Here is a 26502-nt window from a genome sequence, read left to right as displayed (position 1 = left end):
ACCGGTACCTCAAGTTGTCACCTAGTCTTGTTGCCAGCGGTGCAATTTGGAAACAGAGGCTTCATTCATGTCGACGTTACTCAGTCTCCAGGCAGCTTGCCCGTAAATCGCATCTGTTCAAGGACCGAGCTCCACTTTCCCCACATTGCATCTGGATCCCACCATGGGGCTGAATTCTGTTTGATATGCTTGCGGTACTCGGCTCGCTTCTCCGCCGAAAGTAGCGTTAGGGCATTGCTTAACTGGCGCACCTGTACGCTATCGCAGAACATCTGCCACTGCCCCTTTTGCGAAGCGCTTTTCGCGCTTGCGGGCGGTATCGTTGGCAGTTTCTCCAATAGCGCTAGTTTGGCAAACGGATTTTCTAGCTGTACGAGTCCAGCAACCGTTACCATTGGAAGCTTGATCAGTCGTCTTTCAACCCGTGTCCCTTGCTTGCCTTCAGCCGACTGGCCATGCGCCTTTCGTTTGGCTCCCCGGTCATAAACAATCGTCTGATTGCCCTTTTTCTTCCCGTGAACGATGGTCTCTAACCGTCCGTCCATACTCCATGTCCGAGAACTGACGCTCTGATGCGAGAGGAGAAGAAAGCTTTCCATCGAGACATTAGGGATATCGATGCTGATATCGATCCGGGTTACTTTACCGTATTTACGTACATAGTCCCACCCATCCTCAATTAAGCCCCCCATAACAATATGCAGTTCTTCCATCCCATTCGATCCGAGATCGACAGGTACGAATTCAAGCCGGAACCGTTCGATGAGCTTGTGGTCTTTCAGATACCGGAACTGTATCAGTGGATATCGTTTGAGTTGATCTACAGACTGAAGGACAAGGCGCTTGGCAAGTTGATATCCGCCTTTCGGCTTCGAGGCATCCAGAAATTCAGTTTTCTGGTCCAGGGTCGTAAATAGTTCCTGATACATCATGTGTCCCCGGCTTTTATCGGGCGTCACGACGATACTGATCTTATCGATAAAAGGTTCGGGATATTGGGGGCTGTGTGCGGTGAACGCGGGTTGCGGCTTATGTAGACAGATATCGGGTGTTTCCGGGTGGGTTTCGGTCTTGTTAGAAGCCGTGCCCTTCTTCTTAGGAATGATTATCGCCATATGCCGTACCCTTGTTCCGAAGGGCTACTTCTAGCAGGCTTGAAGTAAACAACTGGTCATCGCTATCGAATGCGGCCCTAGCTGTTAGGCAGCATGGACGAACATCGCAGTAATTACAAATGGCACTGACCCAGTAGGCAATAGCGGCTTGATCGGCCTTAAAAGCCTGTAGTTGCCATTGGTGGGTAAAGGCTGTAATCGTCGACCACTACCATCTTTAAACCAACGATTTCTCGTGTGTGTTATAGGCTGTAGCGTACCTCCGCTACCATTCTCTTTCTCCAGCGATAATCCGAGTTTGGCGGCGTCACCGGTTAACCGTGGGTTTTGCGCTTGGAACACATCGTTCGAAACCCGACCATCGAACGACAAACTCAATTGGCAGCAGAAGCAATGATGCGGCAAAGTCCTTCGCGTACGACTGACTTGCTCGTCGCCTGTCCCGCCTGAATGGTGAAGATCGCATCGACACGCGTGCTCTTGCCCTGCGCCCGGGCAGTGACGCGCAAGGTCTGGATCCGGCCCGATCCTGTCGTTTCCTGAAAAGCCTCGATAGAAGCGAGTTGCTTGTTCACCTTGATACCCGAAAACCCTTCAGCGGCAATGGCTTGCGCCAGACGCTGCAAGGCGGCCGAAGACTTCACGCCGGTAAAGCTCTGTGTCGAGCGATAGCTCACGGATGTTACCAGCGGAACGCCATCGGATTTGAAATTCTGTTCGCACGAAGCCGCAAAGCCCACTCCGCCGGTGGCAAGGGTCAACAGACCCGCAAACAGAAACACCCGCATTCATTCCTCCTTCAACCGTGTTCAACCATCGTACTATTAGATCGTCGCAACTGCTTCGCCAACGGGAAGTTGATGCCCATGCGGCAACACTTCACTGGATTGTGGCCGGTGCAGCGACTATATCCGCGCCAGAGCCCGTTTTCCCGGCGAAAAGATATCAACAGGCGACATGACCGTTCTCATCAATCAGCCTCACCCATCCATCGACCCGGCTTCAATCGAAAGACTGGTGACGACGTTCTATGGACGCGCGCGCGAAGATGCAGTTATCGGGCCGATCTTTGCCGATGCGGTCGATGATTGGGATCACCACATCGCGCAGATCGCCGCGTTCTGGTCGTCGGTCATCCTCAAGACCGGCAATTACGATGGCCGCCCCATGGCCCCGCATCTGAAACTGGGACTGAGGAACGAACATTTCGACCGCTGGCTCGACCTTTTCGAGAAGACTACGCGCGAAATCTTTCCGCCGGAAACTGCAATCATCTTCATCGACAGGGCTCGCCGAATTGCCGACAGTTTTGAAATGGCAATCGCTACAAATACGGGACAGATCGCCGCGCCGCGGCATTCGGGCCGTCCTTTTTAACTAAAAGAGCACGCAACTCTTGCGGGCAATGCCACATATCTTGTCATTGAATATTTAACTATATAAGCACGTCTTCAGAACAGGCGGGCCGCAATGCCTCTGCGTCAACAGAAAATAAAGGCTTGCGGGAGCAGAAAAAGCCGGACGCATACTGATGTGTTTGCGATGTTGCTAACATTCGCAACATATCACTTGCATAAAGAGACAGAATTTCGAACAGTTGCCGCAGCTTTTCGAGAGGCTTGAGAGATCGTGCCGTCGCATCAACCCAGACGCGAACCTTCGACTTGAGCGAATAAGCAGGGAGTTAGATTATGAATGAATCCATTCGCGAACTTTTGGCCAAGGTCGGCGGTCTGCCGGGACCGGTGACGGACATTGCCGATGATGCCGATCTTTACAGCGCAGGCCTGTCCTCCTTTGCCTCGGTTCAGCTCATGCTCGGTCTGGAAGACAAGTTCGATATCGAATTTCCGGATCAGTATCTGAACCGCAAGTCTTTCGCGAGCATCAAGGCCATCGAACAGACGATCACCCAGATTCTCAAGGACAAAGAGGCCGCATAATGAATGCCGGGGCGGGAAACAGTCTTTCAGAGCGCGCAGGCCGCGTAGCGGCCATAGCGGGTAAATTTTCCGATAGCGTCGATAAGGAAGGCCGCTTCCCGCGTGAAGCAATCGATGCGATGAAGGCCGAGGGCTTGCTTGGCATTCAGGTGCCGAGCGAACTGGGCGGCGAAAGCGCGGAAATCGACCAGATTGCGGAATTGTGCTGCATTCTCGGTCAGTCCTGCGCATCGAGCGCGATGATCTTCGCGATGCATCACATCAAGCTTTCAAGCCTGGTGGAACACGGCCAGACGGTCGAATGGCATCGGGACTTCATGCGCAAAATCGCAAAGGATCAGCTGCTGCTTGCTTCGGCTACCACCGAAGGCGGCATTGGCGGCGATCTGCGCAATTCGATCTGCGCTATCGAAGTCGAAAGGGACAAGTGTCGTCTGGAAAAGAACGCCACCGTCATTTCCTACGGCACCTATGCGGATGCCATCCTGATCACATCGCGCTCCCATAAGGATGCCGCATCGTCGGATCAGGTGATGACGGTGTTTCTGAAAGACCAGTACACGCTTGAAAAGACGCATGACTGGGACACGCTCGGCATGCGTGGCACCTGCTCGGAAGGGTTTGTGTTCCGTGGCGAGGCCGACAAGGTGCAGATCCTGCCGCATCCTTTCGCGGAAATCGCAGCGCAGTCCATGCTGGCGCAATCGCATACGCTGTGGAGTTCGCTCTGGTACGGTATCGCTGTCGACGCGGTCAACCGGGCGCAGGCATTCGTGCGCGCCGCCGCAAAGCGCAATCCGGGCGCGCCGCAGCCGGGTGCATTGCGTGTCGCCGAAGCCTCCAACATGCTGCAGATGCTCAAATCCGAAATTGTTGCCTGCCTGAAGACCTATCGCGAAGCCAGGCATCATCCCGACAAGCTGGCCTCGATGGGTTTTGCGATTGCGATGAACAATCTCAAGATTGCCGCTTCGCAGATGATCTTGCAGATCATCAATCACGCCATGCTGGTCTGCGGCATCATGGGCTACAAGAACGATACGCCCTTCAGCCTCGGACGCCATCTGCGTGACGCGCATTCCGCGCAGCTGATGATTTCAAACGAGCGCATCCTCGGCAATACCGCCACCATGCTGCTCATCCACAAACAGAACACCAGCCTTTTGGGATAACCTCCATGGATGCTCAGAGATCATTTCTCGACCGGCTTTTCGATTCCGGTCTCCTGATCGACACCGGCGTGGAAGGTCTTTACGGACGCTCCGGCCAGTTCGAAGATGTCATCCAGGCATTTGAACGCCTGATCGACCGTACCGGAGGCGATGACGGCGCCGAGGCAATCCGCTTCCCGCCCGGCATGAACCGCGCTTTCTTCGAAAAAAGCGGCTATATGAAAAGCTTCCCGCAACTGGCTGGCACCGTGCACAGCTTCTGCGGCTGCGAGCTTGACCACGTCAACCTCATCAAATGCATGGATGAAGGCAAGGACTGGACGACGGAACAGAAGGCAACGGACATCGTTCTGACGCCAGCAGCCTGCTATCCACTTTATCCGACCGTCGCCAGGCGCGGGCCGCTGCCGCAGGGCGGCGGGCTTTACGACCTGCAATCCTATTGCTTCCGTCACGAGCCATCGGTGGACCCTGCCCGTCAGCAGCTTTTCCGCATGCGCGAATATGTGCGCATGGGCACTGAAGCCGATGTGATGGCGTTCCGCCAGCTCTGGATCGATCGTGGCACGGAGATGATGAAGAAGGTCGGGCTGCCGGTTGAAATCGACGTCGCCAACGACCCGTTCTTTGGCCGTGCAGGCAAGATGCTGGTAAACAACCAGCGCGACCAGAACCTGAAATTCGAACTGCTCATCCCAATCACCAGCGTGGAAAAGCCGACCGCCTGCATGAGCTTCAACTATCATCAGGATCAGTTTGGCGTGAAGTGGGGTCTCTCACTCGACGACGGTTCGGTGGCCCACACGGCATGTGTCGGCTTCGGGCTGGAACGCATCGCACTGGCGCTCTTCCATCACCACGGTCTGGATGTCGAAATCTGGCCGGAAAACATACGCAAGGAATTGTGGGGCTGATCGCACTCATGCAGGCTGTTTTTCCGAACATCGCGCCCGACCGTTACACGCCGCACGCCTTGCATGCCCAGACGCGTATCTGGCCGGAAACCAACTGCTATGTCGATCTGTGGATCGAAGTGCTGGCAACATTGGGCATCGCCCCGGAAGCCATGCTCGGCTTCACGCTGACGCAGGATTTCGAGGGCGACCAGTTCACCTTCTTCAAGGTGCCGCTGGAAGACCTCGAAGCCCTTTACGGCGTGCGGGCGACGGAGCTTGCAATTTTCGACCGTGTGGAAAGCCATGTCGCCGAGCAGATCGCGCGCGGACGTCTCTGCATGGTCGAAATGGACAGCTATTTCATGCCGGATACGCATGGTGTCAGCTATCGTACTGAACATGGCAAGACCACCATCGCCATCAACCGCATGGATGTTGAAAACCGCCAGCTCGATTATTTCCACAATGGCGGTTTCTACCATCTCGAAGGCGAGGATTTCGATGGCGTTTTCCAGCGTCAACTGACGGATGCCGACCTGCCCTTCCTGCCCTATACGGAATTCGCCAAGTTTCCGAAGCACGTGCCGGACGAAGCCCATCAGCGACGCGTGGCTGCAATCCTTCTGCCGCGCCATTTTGCGCGCAGGCCGAAGGAAAACCCGATCCGTGCCTTTGCAAGCGTGTTCCCCGCTCAGGTGGAAGCAATCGCGGAACGCCCGTTCGGCTTCTTCCACAAATATGCGTTCAACACGCTGCGCCAGCTCGGCGCCAATTTCGAACTTGCGGCAAGCCATCTTGAGTGGCTCGGACAAGGCAAGCGCTTTGCAACGGCGTCCGCAGATGCCCTGCAGATTGCGGAAACGGCAAAGGCGGTTCAGTTCCAGCTTGCCCGTGCCGTCATGCGCAAGAAGTTCGACGCACTGGGCGGAACGCTTCAACCGGCAGCAGATGCCTGGGATCGGCTGATGGCAGCGCTTGCAACGGAACTCGGTCGCGATGCTGCTTGAATTCAATCCGACGACCTGCCCGCTCTCGACCGGCTGGCGGCTCGTTCTCACCGGTCCAGATGCGGCGCAAACGCCGCATGACGCCAGGTCCGGTGAGGTGATCAAGGACGCACCGGTACCCGGCACGGTGGCGGAAGCTCTGGAAAAAGCGGGGCGCTTCGACCGAAACAACCCCCTCCCGCTCGACAATCAGGATGCCTGGTATTTCCTCGACCTAGACGAGGCAGCCGGCCCTGCCATGCTGCATTTGGGCGGGCTTGCCACGATCTGCGATGTCTTTCTCAACGGCGAACTGCTGCTGCAAACCGACAGCATGTTTCTCAAACATGATCTGTCCGTCACGCTGACCGGCAAGGACGAACTTGCGCTGTGTTTTCGCGCGCTCGCGCGCCGTCTCAATCAAAAAGGCCCGCGTGCCCGCTGGCGCACGCAGCTGATGAACACGCAAGGTTTGCGCCTCATCCGCACGACCGCGCTCGGCTATATGCCGGGCTGGTGTCCGGAAGTCCAAGCGGTGGGACCATGGCGTCCCGTCACAATCAGCCGCGCCCATACCGAAGCCATTTCAGGCATCACCATCCGCGCAAGATTGACCGAAAGCGGCAATGGAGAACTTGAAGTCAGTTTTATTTATAGCGGCAGCGCCGGAACGCTGGTCCTCCATTGCGCTGGGCAACAGGCCATTTGCGAGCGCCAGACCAGCGGCGAGTGGACTGCGAAGCTGACGCTCCCCAATGTTGAACCATGGTGGCCGCATACGCATGGTAAGCCGGCACGTCACGATGTTGAACTTTCGCTCGACGGCGAAATGCGCCTGCTCGGGCGCACGGGCTTTCGCCGGATCGAGGTCGACCGCGGGCCGGACGGTAAGGGATTTGCACTCAAGCTGAACGGCGAAAAGGTTTTCTGTCGCGGTGCCGTATGGAGTTCTGCGGATATCGTCCGCCTTCCCGGCACACGCAGCGATTACCAACCGTGGCTGAGGCTCGCGCAGGAAGCGGGCATGAACATGCTGCGGTTAAGCGGCATCACCGCCTATGAGACGCCCGATTTCTACGCGCTTTGCGATGAGCTTGGCATCATGGTGTGGCAGGACTTCATGTTCGCCAATTTCGATTATCCGGTGAAAGACGAGGCATTTGTCACGAAGGTGCAGGCAGAAGCGTCGCAGCTTCTTGCTGCCATCCGACAGGCGCCATCGCTGACCGTGCTTTGCGGCGGCAGCGAAATCTACCAGCAGGGCGCTATGATGGGCCTGCCGGAGACGACATGGAAAGGCCCGCTTACCGAGGAAATCCTGCCGGCTATCGCAGGCAAGATTTGCCCCGACATTCCCTATGTGCCGAATTCGCCCTGCGATGGCGCCCTGCCCTTCATCAGCAATGAAGGCGTCAGCCATTATTACGGCGTCAGCGCCTATTGCCGCCCGCTGGACGATGCGCGCCGGGCGGAAGTGCGCTTTGCAACCGAATGTCTGGCCTTCGCCAACGTGCCGGAAGCACGCACGCTGAAATCCCATCTTGATGTGCCGCCTGTGCACGATCCGCGCTGGAAAGCATGCGTGCCACGCGATCGTGGCGTATCCTGGGATTTCGAGGATGCGCGGGATAGCTATCTGGAGATGTTATACGGTTACGATCCCGCGCGGCTGCGACGCGAGGATGTGGAACAGTATCTCCACCTTTCCCGTGCGGTCACGGCGGAAGTGATGGAAGCGACTTTTGCCGAATGGAGACGTCCGGGAAGCACCTGTTTCGGCGGGCTTGTCTGGATGTTTCAGGACCTTAGGCCCGGTGCCGGGTGGGGCATGATCGATGCAACCGGCGAACCCAAGCCGTCCTGGCACGGCCTCAAGCGTGCCTTCCGTCCGCAACAGCTTGCCTTGACCGACGAAGGCGTCAACGGCCTTGCGATTCATGTTCTGAACGAACAGGCAGAATCCGCTGATCTTTCGCTTGAATTAGCTTGCCTGCGCGCTGGTTCGCAGCCGGTGGTTTCCGGTCGCCGCGATCTTTCGATAGGAGGTCGTTCAGCGATCACCATTCCGGCAACTGATCTGTTCGGCGCCTTCTTCGATGTCGCTTACGCCTATCGTTTCGGCCCTCCGGCGCATGACGTGACGGTGGCGCGACTGAAACGTAATGATATTACCATCGCCGAGGCGTTTCACTTTCCGCTCGGACGGACAAAAGCCTTTCACGACGCCGCCATCGAAGCCGTTATTGTGGAAGAGAACGGGAACTGGTTCCTTGATCTCAAAACACCGGTTCTGGCCCAATCCGTCAGCATCGATGCGGGCGACTGGCGCCCTGCCGACAACTGGTTTCACCTCGCCCCCAACGGGACGAAACGCGTCACGCTTATCCCGCGCAACGAAACACCGGAAAAACCGTCTGGCGAAATTCGTATCGCTGGTTCGTCCCGGATCGTCTGGTTCTGACTATTTCAGGGCCAGGGAACGGATCGCGTCGATATAGATCTTGCGTGAATGTTCCGGTGTCAGATTGTGATCGGCATCGGGAATGATGGCGACCGACACATTGTCGAAGCCTTGCACGCCGCTGCCTGCCTGATCGAAATAGAAATTGAAATGCTCGCGCCCGGGGTCCTTTTCGGCATAGACCAGCGCCAGCGGCACCTCACGCTGTTTCAGTTCGTCAAAAGCCGAGTAGACCGCCCGCCCTTCCGCTGTGCGGCTGCGCAAAAGCTTGCGTGCCAGGCCGCGAATGCGCCCGGCCACCCCGCGTGTGAGGTTGCGCAGTATGGCGCGGATATCCAGTTCGCCACGGAGCAGGCGCTGGAACGTTTCGGCGCGCAAGGCACGGCTGCCGTAATCCTCCAGCGTGCGATTGCCTTCGCGAAGAGCCTCGTCGATCGAGCGTCCCGGCGCCCAGTAGAAGGTAACGGGATTGACCAGAACCGCGCCGGAAATGCGCTCGTCCTTGAGGGCCGTGTTAAATCCTAGGAACGCGCCGCTGCATCGCCCGGCAACAACCGGACGCCCCCAGCCGAGCGCCTCGAGATAGTCGAGAGCTTCTGCAACATCGGCCTCGGGGCCGTGGGTGTAAAGCACCTGTTCCGGCATGCCGGGGTTCGGTGGGCTGTCGCCCGCATTTGCAATATCAAAGCGCAGCGAAGCGACGCCTTCCCGCGCGAGCTTGCGCGCCATATCGACGGTCGTGCGTCCCCATCCAACGCGACGGTCGTAGGATGACGAAAGGAACATGACCGTCCTGCCCTGCCGTTCGCCAGAAGGGGCACAGAGAACACCTGAAAGCCGGTTTTCGGAACCGAAAGAAACAGGCGTTTCGATAAAACCGTCGCCCCGTAATGTGCCGCCAAGAGCGCTTTCGTCCGGCTTATTTTGTGCAGGCGTGGAACCTGCCAGCCCGGCCACCCAATCGACAAGCCGGCCAGCTACCTCCAGCGGCAGGCGCGAGATGACGGGGTTGGAAATCAGTTTGTCGTAATCGGCGAAGGCCTCAACCGTGACGTCGCTGCCAAGCTTTTCCAGATGGGCCGCCAGTTCTGCATCGTTGGGGCGATCCGTTCGCGCCAATAACAGGCACCGGGGCGCAGGTTTTGCTTCCAGCGACAGGAGATTGATCTTCTTCACATCGGCGGCTACTTCCGGCTGCATCGTCAGGGAGGCGATGGAAACACCGTTCCTGATCCTCTGCTCGTCCGTCAGTCCGAGATCGGCATCGACCATGCTCGACCAGACTGCCAGTTCACGCGTGTAGAACCGCCCGGAGATAACCGGTGCCAGAAGCGCCAGGGCCGTGGCGCCGTCGATCTGCGATGCCGTTTCGGCAGCAACGGCTCCTCCGAGGCTTTGTCCGATGATAACGACACGGCTTGCCCCCGACAGGGCGCGCGCTTTCCGGGCGGCCTCGACCAGCGTATCGCGCCAGAGACCCAAACCTTTGGAAAAATCGATGTCGTCGCGCCCGTCGCCGGTTCCCGGCCAGTCGAAACGGAAGGAACCTATGCCCCGCGCTGCAAGCCTGTCGGCGATGATGCGCCAGAACTTCCGCGTCGTGCAGAGGTCTTCCAGCCCCCAGGGGCTTGCAAACAAGACGACCGTATCCAGAGCTTCACCAATGGGCCGCTGATAAAGCCCGAGCGTATCGCTGAAGATGAGAGGGCTGGCGGCAGACCGGTTGGTATTTGCCGATTGCCTGAAGGATGTTGCGTTTTCCACCCTGTCATCCATGCCCGATGCATCCCCAATCTCAGAAGTACCCTCTGCAATAATGGAAATCGTGCCCGGCACAAGGATTTATCGCACTGATTGAAAAAACATAACCCCGCCGCACGTCGAGCGCGGCAGGGTTGCAACAGGTGAAGCTGAGTAAAATCGCTCCTAGAAAGGAGAAGATCAGGCCGCAGGCTTGGTCTTTTCGCCTTCCAGCAGTTTCTCGTGGCGCAGCAGCATGCCGTAGAGATCGCGCGGCTCGTCGGGGTCTGCAAGCAGGTCCAGCTGCTCATAGAGGCCGGTATCCTTCAGCTTGTCGCGCACATAGCGCAATGCCGAAAAATCTTCCGTGGCGAAACCTACGGAGTCGAACAGCGTGATCTGTCGTGCATCCTTGCGACCGGTGATCTTGCCGGTGATGACTTCCCAAAGCTCATTGACCGGATAATCTTCCGGCAATTGCTGGATTTCGCCTTCAATGCGGGTCTGCGGCGGATATTCGACAAAGATGTCGGAACGGCGCAGGATATCGCCGTGCAGTTCCGTCTTGCCGGGGCAATCGCCGCCAACCGCATTGATGTGCACGCCAGCGCCGACCATGTTGTCGGTCAGGATCGTCGCATTGGCCTTGTCGGCGGTGACAGTGGTGATGATATCCGCACCTTCGACAACCTCTTCAATCGTCTTGCAGGCGACGATGTCGAAACCGGCACCCCGCAGGTTGCGAATGCACTTGGCGGTGGCTTCCGGATCGAGATCGTAAAGACGAAGCTTGTCGACGCCGAGCAGCGCCTTGAATGCCAGAGCCTGGAATTCGCTCTGCGCGCCATTGCCGATAATGGCCATCGTGCGCGAGTTCTCACGCGCCAGATGCTTTGCAGCAACCGCCGAAGTCGCAGCAGTGCGCAGCGCGGTCAGGATGGTCATTTCGGTCAGCAGCATCGGATAGCCGCTGCCCACATCGGCCAGCACGCCGAAGGCGGTGACCGTCTGGAGACCTTCACGCGTGTTTTTCGGATGGCCGTTCACATATTTGAAGCCGTAAAGCGTACCATCGCTCGTCGGCATCAGCTCAATCACGCCTTCCTTCGAATGCGACGCCACGCGCGGCGTCTTGTCGAAGTTTTCCCAGCGACGGAAATCTTCTTCGACATAGTCGGCAAGTTCCTTGAGGAAGGTTTCCACGCCGACGGACAGCACCAGCTTCATCATATGATCGACGCTGACGAAGGGGACGATATTGAGGTTGGGTTGGGTCATCATTGCTCCTTGAGCATGTTTCAATAACTAATCGTCGGGCGGTCCATGACACTGCGGCCAAGCAGGCTCGCCATCAGGTCCACCATGACGGTGGCGGTACGTCCGCGTTCATCGAGAAAGGGATTGAGTTCAACGAGATCAAGGCTCGTCACCAGTCCGCTGTCGTGCAGCATTTCCATGATGAGATGCGCTTCGCGGAAGGTTGCGCCGCCCGGGACCGTGGTGCCGACGGCAGGCGCGATGGACGGGTCGAGAAAATCGACGTCGAGACTGACATGAAGAAGGCCGTCTTCGGCTTTCACGCGCTCAAGGAAGCGGCGCAGCAAGGCCGCAACGCCGTGCTCATCGATCAGGCGCATATCATAGACGGCGACTTCGGTTTTCTTGATTGCTTCCCGTTCCGCCGGGTCGACGCTGCGAATGCCGAGCATGCAGACATTGGCAGGGTCAACCGGTGCGGCGAGCTTCGGGAAATAGCCTTCAAAACCTTTCTGGCCGGTGTAATAGGCGACCGGCGTCCCGTGGAGATTGCCGCTGGTTGTCGTTTCCAGCGTGTGAAAATCCGTGTGGGCATCGAGCCAGAGCACAAACTGCTTGCGTCCCTTCTCAGCCGCACGACGCGCAATGCCCGGAACGGTGCCGGCGGCAAGAAGGTGATCACCACCCAGGAAGATCGGGAAACCATCCGCACTCTCGCGATAGGCGGCTTCGCTGATTGCCTCGATCCAGGCAACGGCATGGGGCAATGCCTTGATCGCTGGGTTCGGATGCTCCAGCGGGCGCTGGACAGCCGGTGCGAGATTGCCGAGATCGGTAAACTCGTGGCCGAGTTCCTCGATAGCCGAAGCAATGCCCGCGGCACGATAGGAATCGGGCCCCATATTGCAGCCCACGCGGCCGGTACCTTCCTGAACGGGCAGTCCCAGAATCTTGCAATGCATAAAGTGGAGTCCTTCTGAATATCCAGATCATGATTCACCATCTACGCTTGGCGATGTGAAGCAACCGGATTGGCAATTTTATCGGTTTGGTTTATCAGAATGTCGGTTTGGCTTTTCAAAATGGAGAAAGCATGGACGATCTGGATGAAAAGCTGATTACGCTTTTGCGCCATAACGGGCGACGCAGCATTTCTGATATTGCTATCGATCTCGGTGTTTCGCGGGCAACTGTCCGGGCTCGCATGGAGCGGCTGGAAAATTCCGGCGATATCATCGGCTATACCGTAATCCTGCGCTCTGATGCCGTCGATCTGCCGGTGCGCGGCATCATGATGATCGAAATCGAAGGCCATGTGGCCGACCGTGTGGTCAAGGCGCTTGGCGGCTTTTCGGAAATATCGGCAATCCATACCACCAATGGCCGCTTCGACCTGGTGGTGGAACTGGGTGCTGCCACGCTCACCGATTTCGACGCTGTCCTGCGCCGCATCAGGCTGGTGCCGGGCATCAAGGCCAGCGAAACCAATCTGCTGCTGGCCACACCGCGCTCGACACGTGCAAGGCTTTGATAACAAAAACCCGGCATTTTCGCCGGGTTTTGTATTCTCGTGATCAGGCAAGCACGGGATAATCCGTATAACCCTTGGCGCCACCGCCATACATATGCTGCTGGTCGAGTTCGTTCAGCGGCGCATTGTCCTTAAGGCGACGCACGAGGTCCGGATTGGCAATGAAGGGCTTGCCGAAAGCCACGACGTCAGCGCGACCGCTTTCGACTTCCTCTTCGGCAAGCGCGCGGTCGTAACCATTATTGACCATCCACGCCGCCTTGCCGCCCGCATCGCGATAGACCTGCTTGAGACGCGCATAATCGAAGGGCTGCGGCCCCTGCTGGAAATCGCGTGGACCACCCGTCGCGCCTTCAATGATATGGATATAGGCCAGACCGTATCCCGCCAGTTTCTCGACCACATAATCGAACAGCGGCTGCGGATCGGGATCGGAGGCATCATTGGCTGGCGTGACCGGCGAAAGACGGATACCGACTTTGCCTGCACCGGCCGCCTTCGTCACGGCGTCGACGACTTCAAACAGGAAACGGGCGCGATTTTCGATCGAGCCGCCATATTCATCGGTACGATGATTGCTGCCCGAACGGAGGAACTGGTCGATCAGGTAACCGTTGGCGGCATGGATTTCCACGCCATCGAACCCCGCCACTTCAATCGCATCCCTTGCAGCCTTGCCGTAGGTGGCGACGATTTCCGGCAGTTCGCTCTTGTCCAGGGCACGCGGTTCGGAGGTCGGCGCGAAGCCGCCCGTGCCGTCCGGTTGAACGAGATAGGTCTTCGACTTGGCCGTGATCGCGGAAGGCGCGACCGGCTGGCCACCATTCGGCTGCAAGGTGGTGTGTGAAATGCGTCCCACATGCCACATCTGCACGACGATCTTGCCGCCTGCGCTATGCACGGCGTCGGTCACGCGCTTCCAGCCAGCGAGCTGTTCAGCGGAATAGAGACCCGGAACATCGGCATAGCCCTGTCCCTGATGGCTGATCGGCGTTGCCTCGGTGATGATGAGGCCGGCACTCGCGCGCTGTTCGTAATAGGTGACGTTGAGGTCGTTTGGCACGGCGCGCGGCGAACGATTGCGCGTCAGGGGGGCCATGACGATGCGGTTTGCGAGCTTGAGATCGCCTACGGTAACGGGATCGAACAATGAAGCCATGGATACATTTCCTTCAAATGGGAAAGATTGGGCAAGTGGGAGAGGTCGGTTTCAGGATGGATTAAAGATCGGAGAGGGCTTTGACGAAGGCGGCTATCGCCTCCTCGTCGCGCTTGTAGAAAGTCCATTGCCCGACGCGGTGGGGCGTTATCAGCCCCGCTTTGGTCAATACGGACAAATGGGCGGAAACGGACGACTGGGAGAGGCCGCACCGTTCGAACTGGCCCGCGCACACGCCCATCTCCAGAGGCATGTGCTGGCCGGAGAAATGATTCTCCGGCTCCTTGAGCCAGCTCAAAATGTCGAGACGCACAGGATTGGCGAGCGCTTTTAATATCTCGTCCAGAGGTATAGGCTGAACATCCGACATCGCAGTCACCTCGCTGATCTTCCAATGCGTATCGTCATTACCCGATATAAGTATTGTTAAAATCCGATTTAAAAAGGTGCAGGCAGTTCACATCGCCGTGAACACGAACGCTGACGCCTTTCCTGTGGAACATCGATACTACCTTGATTGCGCCGAACCGGCATCCGACTATGTTCGGCGTGACTATTAAGAAATGGAAGTTACATGGCCGATATTACCAAGCGCATTGCCGGGATCATCGCGGCGGAAATCAACGCAAAGCCGGATCAGGCGCTCGCCGCCATCGGCCTGCTGGACGAAGGCGCGACCGTGCCTTTCGTCGCCCGCTACCGTAAGGAAGTCACCGGCGGCCTTGACGATACGCAGTTGCGCCAGCTTTCCGAACGCCTCGCCTATCTGCGCGAACTGGAAGCCCGTCGCGCTTCGATCCTGGAATCGATTGGCGGTCAGGGAAAACTGACGCCTGAGCTGGAGCTGAAGATCGCAGGCGTCGCAACCAAGGCCGAGCTTGAAGATCTTTATCTGCCCTATAAGCCGAAGCGCCGCACCAAGGCGGAAATCGCCCGTGAGCGTGGCCTCGGTCCGCTTGCCGAGGCCATTCTGACGGACCGCAAGCTTGTGCCTGTCGAAATCGCGGCGCAATACATCACCGCCGATGTTCCCGACGTAAAGGCAGCGCTCGATGGCGCACGCGACATCATTGCCGAAGGCTTTGCGGAAAACGCCGAGCTGATCGGCAATCTGCGCAACTATCTCAAGGAACGCGCAGTTCTCCGCTCCCGGGTTGTCGAAGGCAAAGAGGCCGCTGGCGCGAAGTTCTCCGACTATTTCGACCATTCCGAACGTTGGGCAAATGTTGCGGGCCACCGGGCCCTCGCCATGTTGCGCGGCCGCAACGAGGATTTCCTGTCGCTCGACATCGAGATCGACGCCGACGATACCTCGCCTGTGAAGCCGGTCGAACGCAAGATCGCCGCCGCCTATAATATCGGCGGAACGCTTCCCGGCGACCGCTGGCTGATGGAAGTTGCAGGCTGGGCATGGCGCGTGAAACTTTCGCTGTCGCTCTCGCTCGATCTGATGCGCGACCTGCGCGAGCGTGCCGAAGAAGAAGCCATCAATGTCTTCGCCCGCAACCTCAAGGATCTGCTGCTCGCAGCGCCTGCTGGTTCGCGCGCCACGATGGGGCTTGATCCGGGCATCCGCACCGGGGTCAAGGTAGCGGTGGTCGATGGTACGGGCAAGTTGCTCGACACGACGACGGTCTACCCTTTTCCGCCAAAGAACGACGTGAGCGGCACACAAGCCGAACTTGCAAGCCTGATCCGCAAGCATAAGGTCGAATTGATCGCCATTGGCAACGGCACCGGCAGCCGCGAAACCGAACGGCTTGTCATCGACATGCTTTCCGACATGCCGGCACCAAAACCGCTAAAAGTCATCGTGTCGGAAGCAGGCGCTTCGGTCTATTCAGCATCCGAAACCGCAGCCGCCGAATTCCCGCAGCTCGACGTGTCGCTGCGCGGCGCAGTTTCCATTGCGCGGCGTCTGCAGGACCCGCTGGCCGAGCTCGTTAAGATCGAGCCAAAATCCATCGGCGTCGGCCAGTACCAGCACGATGTCGATCAATCCCGCCTGGCGCGTTCGCTCGATGCAGTGGTCGAAGACGCCGTGAACGCGGTCGGCGTCGATCTCAATACGGCTTCCGCTTCACTGCTGGCGCGTGTTTCGGGTCTGGGAAAGTCGCTCGCCGAAGCAATCGTGGCGCACCGCGATGAAGCCGGAGCCTTCAAGAACCGCAAGGAGCTTTTGAAAGTCGCACGGCTCGGCAACCGCGCTTTCGAGCAATGCGCGGGCTTCCTGCGCATTTCCAACGGCACAGAGCCGCTCGATGCCTCCTCCGTTCACCCGGAAGCCTATGGCGTCGCCAAGAAAATCGTCGCCGCTTGCGGTCGCGATGTGCGCAGCCTCATGGGCGACAGCGCAGCGCTGAAGGCACTTGATCCGCGTCTTTTTGTCGATGAGCGTTTCGGTCTGCCGACCGTGCGTGACATCATTGCCGAACTTGACAAGCCGGGCCGCGATCCGCGTCCGGAGTTCAAGACTGCGACCTTTGCCGATGGCATTGATGACATCAAGGACCTGAAGCCCGGCATGTTGCTTGAAGGCACCGTGACCAATGTTGCGGCCTTCGGTGCATTCGTTGATATCGGCGTGCATCAGGACGGACTTGTCCATGTTTCGCAGCTTGCGGACCGTTTCGTCAAAGACCCGCATGAAGTAGTCAAGGCTGGTGATGTGGTGAAGGTGCGCGTGACGGAAGTGGATGTGCCTCGCAAGCGCATCGGCCTGACGATGAGAAAGGACGGAGGCGAAGCCCCTGCCCCACGCGGGAATGCAGGCCGAGATCAACGGCCCGCCAAGAACTTCACACCGCAACGCAAACAGGAGCAGCCATCGACCGGCGGCTTCGGCGCAGCATTGCTGGAAGCTATGAAGAAGAAATAGAAAACAGCGAACGGCTTTTACGACCTTATGTAAAAGCCGTCAGCTTGCTGCTGGTTGCAAGGGGCGATGGATTTGCCCTGAAATCCTTCGACCAACGGCGATCATCGGCTTTTCCACATAGCGATATGTTAAGATCGAAACCACGAAGGATGCAATCACGCACAATGCCATTGTGATAAGATCGCTTATAGCGCCTGTCGGCGGCAGGAACAGGTAGATCGTCCAGCAGACCGGAACGTGAAACAGATAGATCGAATAACTTATCTCACCGGTCGAGGATAAAAGCTTGGATTGCGGTCTCATCGTCCAAAGTGACAGAAGAAAGACGGAATAAGCAGCAAGATAAGATGCAATGACAGGCAATTTTCCCACGATGAAAAACGTGTCGTTTCGAGCGAGGGAAAAGTCTCCAATTGAGACAATGATGCCCATTTGTACAATAATCAGCACCAGAGCCGCCGATAAGGTGCCCCTTTCTTTCTCAATGACGGTAAGACGAAGCAACAATCCGCAAAACAGGAAGGATAGATGAAGCCCGATATAGACAACGGGCAGGTTGATGCCGAGAGAACGTAGCAGAAACGGTCCACCCGTTGAAAGCGCCAACAATAATCCGGCAGCCAAGATCAGCATCGGTTGGCGCAAAATTCCAGCCATGAAGGCCACGGCGATCAAGATATAGAAGATTAGTTCGATGAAAAGCGTCCAGTAAACGCCAGAAAGCCAAGGCTGTCCGAATGCATTCGCCGCCATTGTCGCATTGGCTAGCAGCGTTTTCAGTTCAGGGGCACCGCCTGTAAACACCAGATAACCATACATGAAAATCAAAGACAGCCAGAACGCCGGGTAAAGACGGAAAAAACGTCCGATTGCAAATCGTCTGATCGGCTGGAGCTGGTCGCTCTTGATACTGAAAGGCACCACAACACCGCTGATCAGGAAAAACAATACAACGCCAAAACGGCCAAAATCGAAACTGGAAATTATTGAGTTAAGAGAACCAATCAGGGTCGTATTCTGATTTGACGCCTCTCGGAGAAAGTCGCCAAGAATGTGATGAAACAAAACTGATATAGCCGCGATTGCACGCAAGCCGTCGATATTGGAAAACCGCCCTGCCCCCATATTTCTCCAGAGCCCCCACACGAAACATCGTATCTGGCATATATCAGTATATTTTACACTACAAGTTGAATATCCTAAATCTTGTTACCTATCGGAAAGCCGGTTGAGGCTTTTCTCACCGGCATGTCAGCGGTGGGAATGATCCAGCCGTTGCGGATGGCGATGCGCACTTCGTCGCCCTCTTCCAGCCGCACGGGATCGCGCACCTCGAAATGCAGGTGAATATCCGGCTTCGCGACCGGCGATGCCTCAATGCGCGAACCGCCGCCCCGATAAACCGAGCGCTTGACCCGCACGGGAATGCCGCCGGTTTCGGTCAATGTCAGGTCCTCTGCCCGAACGCAGAGCTGCGCATTGGCGCGTGGCATTTCCGTGCCTGAACAACGCACCTGTGCGCGGCTGCCCAACACCAGCGCCTCGCAATGGCCACGTTCGGCAAAAGAAAGCACCTCCGCAGGTAATACCATGCCGTGGGCGATGAAGGAGGCCACCATTTCGCTCGCCGGCTCCTCATACAGTTTGCGTGGCGTGTCGAACTGCTGGAGCCTGCCATGATCCAGCACCGCAATCCGGTCGGCGAGCGCCATGGCCTCAGCCTGATCGTGAGTGATATAAATGATCGTGGTACCCGTGCGCTTGTGAAACGCCGCGAACTCGTCTTCCATCGAAGCACGCAGATGCACGTCGAGATTGGCGAGGGGTTCGTCGAAAAGGACGAGAGACGGTGCAGCCACCAGACAGCGAGCCAGCGCAACACGTTGCCGCTGACCGCCCGAAAGATTACCTGGGCGTCGATCACCGAAACCGGCGAGATCAACGAGCGCCAGCGCCTCGTTAACTCGGCGTTCGCGCTCGGCCCTGGCAACCTTTGCCACCCGCAGACTGTAACCGACATTCTCGGCCACGGTCATATGCGGCCAGAGCGCATAGTTCTGAAAGACGATACCGACCTGCCGCTTTTCGGGCGGCACGCTACCGCCAATATGAGAAACGCGGCTGTCACCAATGTGGATTTCACCGCCATCGACATCTTCAAATCCCGCGATCATGCGAAGAAGCGTGGTCTTGCCGCAGCCCGAGGGTCCGAGGATGGCAACAAACTCGCCATCCTTCACATCGAGAGACACGCCGGACAAGGCCTGAAACTCATTGAAGGTCTTGGAAACAGAAGCGATTTTCAGTCGCGCCATGGCAGCACTCCGTTTGGAAGACGCCGCGCAAACAGATTGGTTGCAAGCATCAGCATGAATGTCACCGCAACAGCCAGCATGGAGATGGCTGCTGCATAGGCGGAATCGCCCGCCTGTTCGAAAGAAAACATCACCACGCCCAGCGTTTCCGATCCCGACGCCCAGAGAAGCGCTGAAACCGTCAACTCACAGAAAGCGGTCATGAAGATGAGCACGCCGCCCGCAAGCGTCGCCGGTGCGACGAGGGGAAATATAATGGTCCGCAGGCGATAGAAAAGCCCCGCGCCTGCAACACGCGCGGCCTCCTCCATCGCACGGTCGATCTGATGCAACCCGGCGACCGTCGGCCGCAGAGCCAGCACGAAGAAGCGCGCGAGATAGGCAAACAGGATGATCCAGAGCGTGTTGTAAAGACTGACGCCAATCACCGGCAGCGGTTTCAAAAACAGAAGCAGACAGGCAATCGCCAGCACCACGCCCGGCAGGGCATACGGCATTTCGGCTGCAAAATTGAGGATCGGCGTCCAGCGACGCTTGCGCCATGCCAGCATATAGGCAAGCGGAACGGCGATCAGGACAGCGAAGAACGCTGCCGACAGTGACAGGACCACACTATTGCGAAACGCGCGCGCGGCACCGGCATGTTCCATAAGGACGAAGCGGAAATTTTCGACTGTCGCGGTCGCAAAGGTCAGCGGCACGCCGTAAGCCGGAACCAGAGCGGAAAGCGTGAGCCCGATCAGCGGCAGGAAGAGTACGACCACGATCAGCAGCCAGGCGGAGGCTTCCACCGGCACGCGCCAGCGGCCAAGCGCAAAGGGAGCGGCTGGCAGAGACGTCGAGACAATGCGGAAATCACGTCTGCGGGACGCATATTCCTGCGCAGCAATGCCAGCCATGGCAATCAGGCCGATCAGCACGGACAACACGGCGACGCCCGAAAGCACAGACGGTCCGCCGCCCGCAAGACGCTGATAAATCAGCGTCGGCAAAACCAGATAATTCGACGGTATGCCGAGAAATGCCGGAATGCCGAAATTCCCCACGCAGGAAACGAAGGCCAGCGCGGCAGCACCGATAATCGACGGCGTCATCAGCGGCAGGATGATGGTGCGTAACACGGTCCATTTTCCGGCACCGGCGCTAAGTCCCGCTTCCACCAGTTCGCGTGGCAGTTTGCGCAAACCTGCGCGCACGATCAGGAAAACCAGCGGGCCGTATTGAACGCCCAGCAAAAAGATGATGCCCCAGACGGAATAGAGCGGATTCCGGCTGCCAAGCGGCGGCGCCATCCCCACAATCTTGAGGAACTGGCTTGATGGCCCGAAAAGCTGGAGCCAAGCCAGCGCCGTTACCTGCGGAGCGATCAAAAGTGGAGTGACATAGAAAAGCACGAAGACATTGCGGCCGCGCATGTTTGTCAGCCCGACGAGCAATGCCGCGACAATGCCGAACACCAGCGCCAGCAGGGTCCCGCCAATGCCGATCTGCAACGAATGCCATGTCGCAACCCAGGTCGACTGGCTTCCGAGTGTCTCCACCAGCGCCGAAGTCGAAAGCTGCCCCTGCGGCGCGACCAGTTCGACCAGCAGCCTGCCCATCGGCAGAAGCGACAGAACCGCCACGATCAGTGTTATGCCAGCAATCAGGGCCGCATCGCGGCCCTGAAGGTCTCTCATGATGCGCATCGAGATGCCTTATCCGCCAAACAGCTCGGAGAACTGCTTCTTGTCGACATCAGTCTGATCGAGAACCTTCTGGGTGTCGATAGACATGATGTTGATCTTGGTGCCTTCCGGCAGCCAGGCAGGACGGCCAACACCTTCCTTGGCAGGCAGATAACCCTGCTCGAGCGCCAGCTTCTGGCCGTCATCCGACAGGATGAAGTCCACGAACTTCTTCGCGCCGTCGACGTTCTTGGCGGTTGCCATGATCGCGACCGGTTCGGTCACCGCGGGCACGCCTTCCGACGGGAATACGAACTCAACCGGCGAACCCTTGGCCTTGGCGTTGAGCGCCATGAAGTCCACCAGGATACCGTATGGCTTTTCGCCGCTGGCGACAGACTTCAGCACTGCGCCATTGCCTTTGACGCTCGCCAGTTCGTTGGCCTTGAGGTTCTTGAAGTAATCCCAGCCCAGATCCTTGTTGAGCGCGAAGCCGCTCAGCAGATAGGCGGCAGCGCCGGAGTAAAGCGGGCTCGGCATGACAACCTGACCCTTGTAGTCGGCCTTGGCAAGATCGGCCCAATGTTCAGGCTTCTGTGACGCGCCTGTGTTGTAAGCTATGCCGGTGGTGATCAGTTTGGAACCGAAATAAGTCTTGTCGGCGTCATAGCTATCTGCGGCAAAGCCATCGACCTTGGCCTCCGGATAGGCGAGCAGCCGCTTGTCCTTCTTGAGGCCTTCCATCGTCACCGCATCGGCAATGAGAAGAACGTCGGGCTGCGGAGCGCCAGCCGCAAATTCGGCAGCAAGCTTGGTGAGGAGTTCGCTCGTGCCCGAGCGGAAAATCTGCACATCCGTATCGGGATTGGCCTTGCGGAACGCTTCAACCGTCTTGGTCGCATCCGCTTCCGGCTGCGAGGTATAAAGCGTCAGCGTATCGGCCTGCGCCACGGCGATGGAAAGAGCAAGAAGCGCAGGTACGACAGCGGCCCGCTTCAGCATCTTGTTCATGGGATTCGCTCCTCGAATTTCTGTGTAATGTTCGCCAGCATGACCAGCGATGCCGGTGCGATCCTGACGCGTGCGAAGTGATAACGCGCAGATACTGCCATGGCGATAGGCACGATCATTTCCATTCATGGTGCACCTGTCAAACATCCTGCAACGTGAAACCGGAAAAGCAAAAGCCTTCCGGCGGAATCATTCCATCGGAAGGCTTGTAAGGCATTGAGGCAGTTGCCGAACAGCCATCCGTTTCTCCTGATTTGGAGAGATGCGGATGGCATTAGAGGAATTGCACTGCGGTTTTATGACAGCCGCAAACCTATCCCCGGTGAACCGGTCGGCAGATCAGATAACGATCTCGGCGACATGCGCAATCTGTGCGCCAGCCTCGTAATAGGCTTCACGCAGACCACGGAAATTCTGTTCCTTCGGATCGCTGACCGGCAGCGGCAGATCGTCTTCCTTGATCTCGCCTGAAACGAGTTGCGAAAGCAGTTTTCCGAAGACTGTACCCGGCGCGATGCCGCGGCCATTATAACCGGAGAACCCGACGACATTGCGCGCCAGGCGATGGAATTTCGGCAGGCTGTCATCGGTCATGCCGATCTTGCCATACCATTCGGCTTCGAACTCGACTTCGCCGATCTGCGGGAACAGTCGCTTCAACGACTTCTTGGCCCATGCCTTGTGCACGGCAGCACCCGTGTTGCGCAGCGCACCGACGCTGCCGAACACCAGGCGGCCTTGGCTGTCAAAACGGAAGGACGAAAGCACTTCCTTCGTATCCCATACACCCTGACGCTCCGGCAGAATGCTCTTCTTGAGATTGTCCGACAGCGGCTTTGTAGCCATGTTGAAATATGGCAGATGAACAAGTTCGGCGCGAACTTCCGCCCACGGCGCATTGGTATAGGCGTTGGTTGCCACCACGACCCAGTTGGCCGTCACGGAACCCTTGGCGGTCTTGACCACCCATTTGCCGTTCTTTTCCTCAGCGCCGGTCACGGGGCTTCCGGTAAAGATGGTCGCGCCAGCGGCGACAGCGGCATGGGCAAGCCCGCGCACATAGGCCAGCGGCTGGATCGTACCGGCGCGCAGATCGAGCAGCGACCCGGCATAGGCTTTCGTGCCGACCTTGGCTTCGGTTTCTCTCGCATCGAGCAGCTTCACATTCGCGCCACGACGCGCCCACTGCTCATAACGATCTTCAAGTTCTTTCAGACCCTTCTTGCCGACGGCGCAATGAAGAGTGCCCTGCTTCTCGACTTCACAGGCAATCTTGTGTTTCTCGATAATCTCAAAAACCAGCTTCGGCGCATTGCCGAGGACATCGAGCAGACGGTCGCCATATTTCTGGCCAAGCACGCCGGGCAGATCATCCGGCATGACCCACATGCCCGCGTTCACCAAACCGACATTGCGTCCCGAACCGCCGTATCCGATCTCGACGCCTTCAAGCACGATGGCCCGCGTGCCTTTTTCGGCCAGATGCAAGGCCGTCGACAGGCCGGTGAAGCCGCCGCCCACAATCACCACGTCCGCAGTCAGATCACCTTGCAGCGCAGTCGTCTTGGGAGCGGCAGGGGCGGTCTTTTCCCAAAGACCATGGGAGCGCGGATCGTTCAGCATTGAGACAACCATTTCATACCGAGCATTTCCAGCAAAAGTGTGAAGCGGTTTTGCGTTCGGAAATGCGTAAAAACAAACAGTTAGAGCGGTTCCCGGTCTTTTTCATGATCGACCGCTCTCGTGGAATACGGGCACCCTGCCCGGTTGTTTCTATTTCACGCCGCGAAAGCCACTTGGACAGCGTTATTTGCGCAACAATTCATTCCGGTTTGGAATGAACCAGCATCGAATAATCCGTATTTCCAACCTGTCCGGCAATCCACTGGCAGAAGACCTGCGTCAGCGGGTTTTCCAGTTTTCCTTCCGGGACAACGAGATAATATTCATTCTCGGTCCGCATCGGCTTCTCGAAAAGCATGACCAGTTCACCGCTGCGCAATTCCTGCTCTATCAAATAAAGCGGCAGAAGCGCGAAACCCAGCCCGGCCAATGCCGCACCTATAACCATAGAGAACTGGTCGAAACGGTGGCCGCGATAGGCCGACTGTCCTTCCACGCCGCAGCTTTCAAACCATTGCGCCCACATTTTGGGCCGTGTCGCAAGATGCAGCAGAGGCTCGTTTTCAAGTTCTTCCGGAGCGGACGGATGACGTGCCTTCAACAGGCTTGGACAAGCAACCGGCACAATAACCTCACTACACAGGAAAGTGCAGGTGGCGTGGGCCCATACCGGCTGCCCGTAATGGATGGCCAGATCGAAGGGCTGTTCCTCGAAGTCGAAAACGCCGGAACGCGACGCTACATTCAACGCGATCCCCGGATGCTTCTCCACGAAATCAGGAATGCGCGGCATCAGCCAGCGCGTGCCGAATGTCGGCAGGGTCGCCACACTGAAAGAAGAGGTGGACTGCGCCGAAGCCATGGCGCGCAACATCGTATCCTCTGTCTGGTTGAGAAGACGCCGCACTTCCGGCAGAAACTTGCGGCCGGCATCGGAAAGCAGAATGCGCTGGCGAATGCGCTCGAACAGCAGCACGCCGAGCTGGCTTTCGAGATCCTTGATCTGACGGCTGACAGCGCTTTGGGTGAGATTGAGCTCATGCGCAGCCTGGGTGAAACTTCCGTGACGGGCAGCACATTCAAAGGCTTGCAGCGTGGCGATGTCCGGGATCAGTCTTCTGCTCAGCTTCATTCCATTCTCGCATTAACATAGTTGCTTTCGTCGCAAGCATAACCGCAAAACGGTCTATATGATACATTTTCATCATAATCCATGCATGATCCTCCCAAACAAGACATGCGTCACCCGAAGATGCCCCACTCGACGGAAATTTTCGCCATGAAAGACCAGAAATTCGTTTCGCCGGACGCCATTCGTTCCGCCTTCTCGGCTGCGATGTCTGCCATGTACAAGCAGGAAGTGCCTGCTTATGGCACATTGATGGAACTCGTTGCCGATGTGAACGCCAAGGTGCTGGCGGATGACAGCCATCTGCATGAACGCCTGACGGAAACAGATTCGCTTGAGCGCATCTCGGAAGAGCGCCACGGCGCAATCCGTCTCGGCACTGCTGCCGAACTTTCCATGATGCGCCGTGTGTTCGCGGTCATGGGTATGTTCCCGGTCGGCTATTACGATCTGAGCGCCGCTGGCGTTCCGGTCCATTCGACAGCCTTCCGCCCGGTCGCCGATGCCGCCCTGAAACACAACCCGTTCCGCGTCTTCACCTCGCTTCTGCGCCTTGACCTCATCGCCGATGAAAAGCTGCGCGCTGAATCGGAGGAAGTTCTCTCCAAGCGCAACATCTTCACCGCTGGCGCCATCGCGCTTGTAAAAAAGGCGGAAGCTGAAGGCGGCCTCAACGATGAAGATGCCAAGGCCTTCGTCGCTGAAGTGCTGGAAACCTTCCGCTGGCACGATCACGCCAATGTCAGCGCCGAACTTTATCATCGCCTGCATGATGCACATCGCCTCATTGCCGATGTCGTGTCCTTCAAGGGTCCGCATATCAACCACCTGACGCCGCGCACGCTCGACATCGACGCCGTGCAGGCCCAGATGCCGGAACGCGGCATCAACCCGAAAGCCGTTGTTGAAGGCCCGCCAACCCGCAAGTGCCCGATCCTCCTGCGCCAGACCTCTTTCAAGGCGCTGGAAGAAGAAGTATCCTTCGTCAACCCGGACGGAACCTGGACACCGGGCTCGCATACCGCCCGTTTCGGCGAGATCGAACAGCGCGGCGTGGCGCTCACGCCAAAGGGTCGTGCGCTTTACGACAAGCTTCTCAACGACACCCGCGCTATTGCCCGCCCTGCCCCGGACGGCTCGAATGCGGCTGAATATGTGAAGGCGCTGAGCGATACTTTCGCGGCCTTCCCCGATACATGGGCTGGCGTGCGTGAGGAGGGCCTCGGCTACTTCGCCTATTCGGTCAAGGATGCGGCACGTCTTGCAGCTTTCAAGCCGGATACCGATATCGAGGTTCTGATTGAAGCAGGCGCGGTTCAGTTCGACCCGATCATCTATGAAGACTTCCTGCCGGTCAGTGCTGCCGGTATATTCCAGTCCAATCTGGGTGACGACGAAACGCAGGATTTTGTTGAAAGCCCCAACCAGAAGCGTTTCGAGGATGATCTGGGCGCGAAAGTGCTTAATGAATTCGAGCACTATGCCCGCATCGAACGCGAATCCATCGAAGCCGTTCGAGCAGGCCTGAAGGGCCTCGAAGCGGCGGAATAAACGCATAACCCCGAAAAGTTGCAAACTTCTCGGACAGGATTATGCGCAAACAACTCATACAGAGAGGA

At 57.7% G+C, this 26502-nt stretch carries 23 protein-coding genes; 9 read left to right on the top strand and 14 right to left on the bottom strand.

Annotated elements, in window-relative coordinates; genetic code table 11:
* Positions 1–80: 80 nt before the first annotated feature.
* Positions 81–1115, bottom strand: a complete 1035-nt coding sequence (locus tag JNC63_RS09145; RefSeq protein ID WP_374846248.1) for a hypothetical protein — start codon at positions 1113–1115, stop codon at positions 81–83.
* Between the two features lie 374 nt (positions 1116–1489).
* Positions 1490–1903 carry a hypothetical protein gene (locus tag JNC63_RS09140; RefSeq protein WP_063620691.1) on the bottom strand — a complete coding sequence of 138 codons (414 nt, stop codon included), beginning with the start codon at positions 1901–1903 and terminating at the stop codon, positions 1490–1492.
* Between the two features lie 169 nt (positions 1904–2072).
* On the opposite strand from JNC63_RS09140, the gene JNC63_RS09135 reads away from it, so the two are divergent.
* The 6 genes from JNC63_RS09135 (at position 2073) to JNC63_RS09110 (ending at position 8573) form a co-directional block, all read left to right on the top strand.
* Positions 2073–2492, top strand: coding sequence for a group III truncated hemoglobin (locus JNC63_RS09135; RefSeq protein ID WP_063620689.1), 420 nt, complete (start codon positions 2073–2075; stop codon positions 2490–2492).
* Between the two features lie 314 nt (positions 2493–2806).
* Positions 2807–3058 carry an acyl carrier protein gene (locus tag JNC63_RS09130; RefSeq protein WP_006467457.1) on the top strand — a complete coding sequence of 84 codons (252 nt, stop codon included), beginning with the start codon at positions 2807–2809 and terminating at the stop codon, positions 3056–3058.
* Positions 3058–4230, top strand: a complete 1173-nt coding sequence (locus tag JNC63_RS09125; RefSeq protein WP_063620687.1) for an acyl-CoA dehydrogenase family protein — start codon at positions 3058–3060, stop codon at positions 4228–4230. The genes JNC63_RS09130 and JNC63_RS09125 overlap by 1 nt, the downstream gene beginning before the upstream one ends.
* 5 nt (positions 4231–4235) lie before the next feature.
* Positions 4236–5144: an amino acid--[acyl-carrier-protein] ligase gene (locus JNC63_RS09120; RefSeq protein ID WP_063620685.1), complete on the top strand. Its 909-nt coding sequence runs from the start codon at positions 4236–4238 to the stop codon at positions 5142–5144.
* An 8-nt stretch (positions 5145–5152) separates the two neighbouring features.
* A complete protein-coding gene (locus tag JNC63_RS09115) occupies positions 5153–6133 on the top strand; it encodes a DUF1839 family protein (RefSeq protein ID WP_063620932.1) in 981 nt (326 codons plus the stop codon).
* Entirely contained in the window at positions 6123–8573 is a 2451-nt protein-coding gene (locus JNC63_RS09110) for a glycoside hydrolase family 2 protein (protein WP_063620683.1), read from the top strand. The genes JNC63_RS09115 and JNC63_RS09110 overlap by 11 nt, the downstream gene beginning before the upstream one ends.
* Here JNC63_RS09110 and JNC63_RS09105 read toward each other — a convergent pair whose 3' ends face one another.
* The 3 genes from JNC63_RS09105 to rocF form a co-directional block, all read right to left on the bottom strand.
* The gene (locus JNC63_RS09105; protein WP_063620681.1) at positions 8574–10349 is read right to left on the bottom strand and encodes an alpha/beta fold hydrolase; all 1776 of its coding nucleotides are present in this window, start codon (positions 10347–10349) and stop codon (positions 8574–8576) included.
* A 165-nt stretch (positions 10350–10514) separates the two neighbouring features.
* Positions 10515–11591 carry an ornithine cyclodeaminase gene (ocd, locus tag JNC63_RS09100; protein WP_006471597.1) on the bottom strand — a complete coding sequence of 359 codons (1077 nt, stop codon included), beginning with the start codon at positions 11589–11591 and terminating at the stop codon, positions 10515–10517.
* Between the two features lie 20 nt (positions 11592–11611).
* Positions 11612–12532, bottom strand: coding sequence for an arginase (gene rocF, locus JNC63_RS09095; protein ID WP_063620680.1), 921 nt, complete (start codon positions 12530–12532; stop codon positions 11612–11614).
* A gap of 131 nt (positions 12533–12663) precedes the next feature.
* On the opposite strand from rocF, the gene JNC63_RS09090 reads away from it, so the two are divergent.
* Positions 12664–13101 carry an Lrp/AsnC family transcriptional regulator gene (locus JNC63_RS09090; RefSeq protein WP_006471598.1) on the top strand — a complete coding sequence of 146 codons (438 nt, stop codon included), beginning with the start codon at positions 12664–12666 and terminating at the stop codon, positions 13099–13101.
* Between the two features lie 43 nt (positions 13102–13144).
* Here JNC63_RS09090 and JNC63_RS09085 read toward each other — a convergent pair whose 3' ends face one another.
* Positions 13145–14260 carry an alkene reductase gene (locus JNC63_RS09085; protein WP_063620679.1) on the bottom strand — a complete coding sequence of 372 codons (1116 nt, stop codon included), beginning with the start codon at positions 14258–14260 and terminating at the stop codon, positions 13145–13147.
* 61 nt (positions 14261–14321) lie between these two features.
* Entirely contained in the window at positions 14322–14630 is a 309-nt protein-coding gene (locus JNC63_RS09080; RefSeq protein WP_006471599.1) for an ArsR/SmtB family transcription factor, read from the bottom strand.
* Between the two features lie 204 nt (positions 14631–14834).
* Here JNC63_RS09080 and JNC63_RS09075 point away from each other — a divergent pair, with 204 nt between their 5' ends.
* Positions 14835–17138 carry a Tex family protein gene (locus tag JNC63_RS09075; RefSeq protein ID WP_063620678.1) on the top strand — a complete coding sequence of 768 codons (2304 nt, stop codon included), beginning with the start codon at positions 14835–14837 and terminating at the stop codon, positions 17136–17138.
* Positions 17139–17177: 39 nt separating this feature from the next.
* On the opposite strand, the gene JNC63_RS09070 is transcribed toward JNC63_RS09075, so the two are convergent.
* The 7 genes from JNC63_RS09070 to JNC63_RS09040 all read right to left on the bottom strand — a co-directional run bounded on the left by JNC63_RS09070 (position 17178) and on the right by JNC63_RS09040 (position 24886).
* Positions 17178–18263, bottom strand: a complete 1086-nt coding sequence (locus JNC63_RS09070) for an acyltransferase family protein (RefSeq protein ID WP_210272905.1) — start codon at positions 18261–18263, stop codon at positions 17178–17180.
* Positions 18264–18337: 74 nt separating this feature from the next.
* Entirely contained in the window at positions 18338–19453 is a 1116-nt protein-coding gene (locus JNC63_RS09065) for an ABC transporter ATP-binding protein (RefSeq protein ID WP_063620676.1), read from the bottom strand.
* On the bottom strand, positions 19441–21141 hold the full coding sequence (locus JNC63_RS09060; protein WP_063620675.1) for an ABC transporter permease: 1701 nt from the start codon (positions 21139–21141) through the stop codon (positions 19441–19443). The genes JNC63_RS09065 and JNC63_RS09060 overlap by 13 nt, the downstream gene beginning before the upstream one ends.
* 9 nt (positions 21142–21150) lie before the next feature.
* The gene (locus JNC63_RS09055; RefSeq protein ID WP_063620674.1) at positions 21151–22131 is read right to left on the bottom strand and encodes an ABC transporter substrate-binding protein; all 981 of its coding nucleotides are present in this window, start codon (positions 22129–22131) and stop codon (positions 21151–21153) included.
* Entirely contained in the window at positions 22128–22256 is a 129-nt protein-coding gene (locus JNC63_RS09050; RefSeq protein ID WP_021587031.1) for a hypothetical protein, read from the bottom strand. The genes JNC63_RS09055 and JNC63_RS09050 overlap by 4 nt, the downstream gene beginning before the upstream one ends.
* Positions 22257–22470: 214 nt before the next feature.
* Positions 22471–23754 (bottom strand): NAD(P)/FAD-dependent oxidoreductase, encoded by a 1284-nt coding sequence (locus tag JNC63_RS09045; RefSeq protein WP_025090559.1) that lies wholly within the window; start codon positions 23752–23754, stop codon positions 22471–22473.
* Positions 23755–23953: 199 nt separating this feature from the next.
* Positions 23954–24886: a LysR family transcriptional regulator gene (locus JNC63_RS09040; RefSeq protein WP_006467474.1), complete on the bottom strand. Its 933-nt coding sequence runs from the start codon at positions 24884–24886 to the stop codon at positions 23954–23956.
* A gap of 147 nt (positions 24887–25033) precedes the next feature.
* Between JNC63_RS09040 and hglS the strand changes: the two genes are divergently transcribed.
* Complete coding sequence (gene hglS / locus JNC63_RS09035) at positions 25034–26434, top strand: 2-oxoadipate dioxygenase/decarboxylase HglS (RefSeq protein WP_063620673.1); 1401 nt, start codon at positions 25034–25036, stop codon at positions 26432–26434.
* The last annotated feature ends 68 nt before the right edge of the window (positions 26435–26502 follow it).

The organism is Brucella ciceri (assembly GCF_041930145.1).
Lineage (GTDB): Bacteria > Pseudomonadota > Alphaproteobacteria > Rhizobiales > Rhizobiaceae > Brucella > Brucella intermedia.
This window is presented reverse-complemented; position numbering and strand designations above follow the sequence as displayed.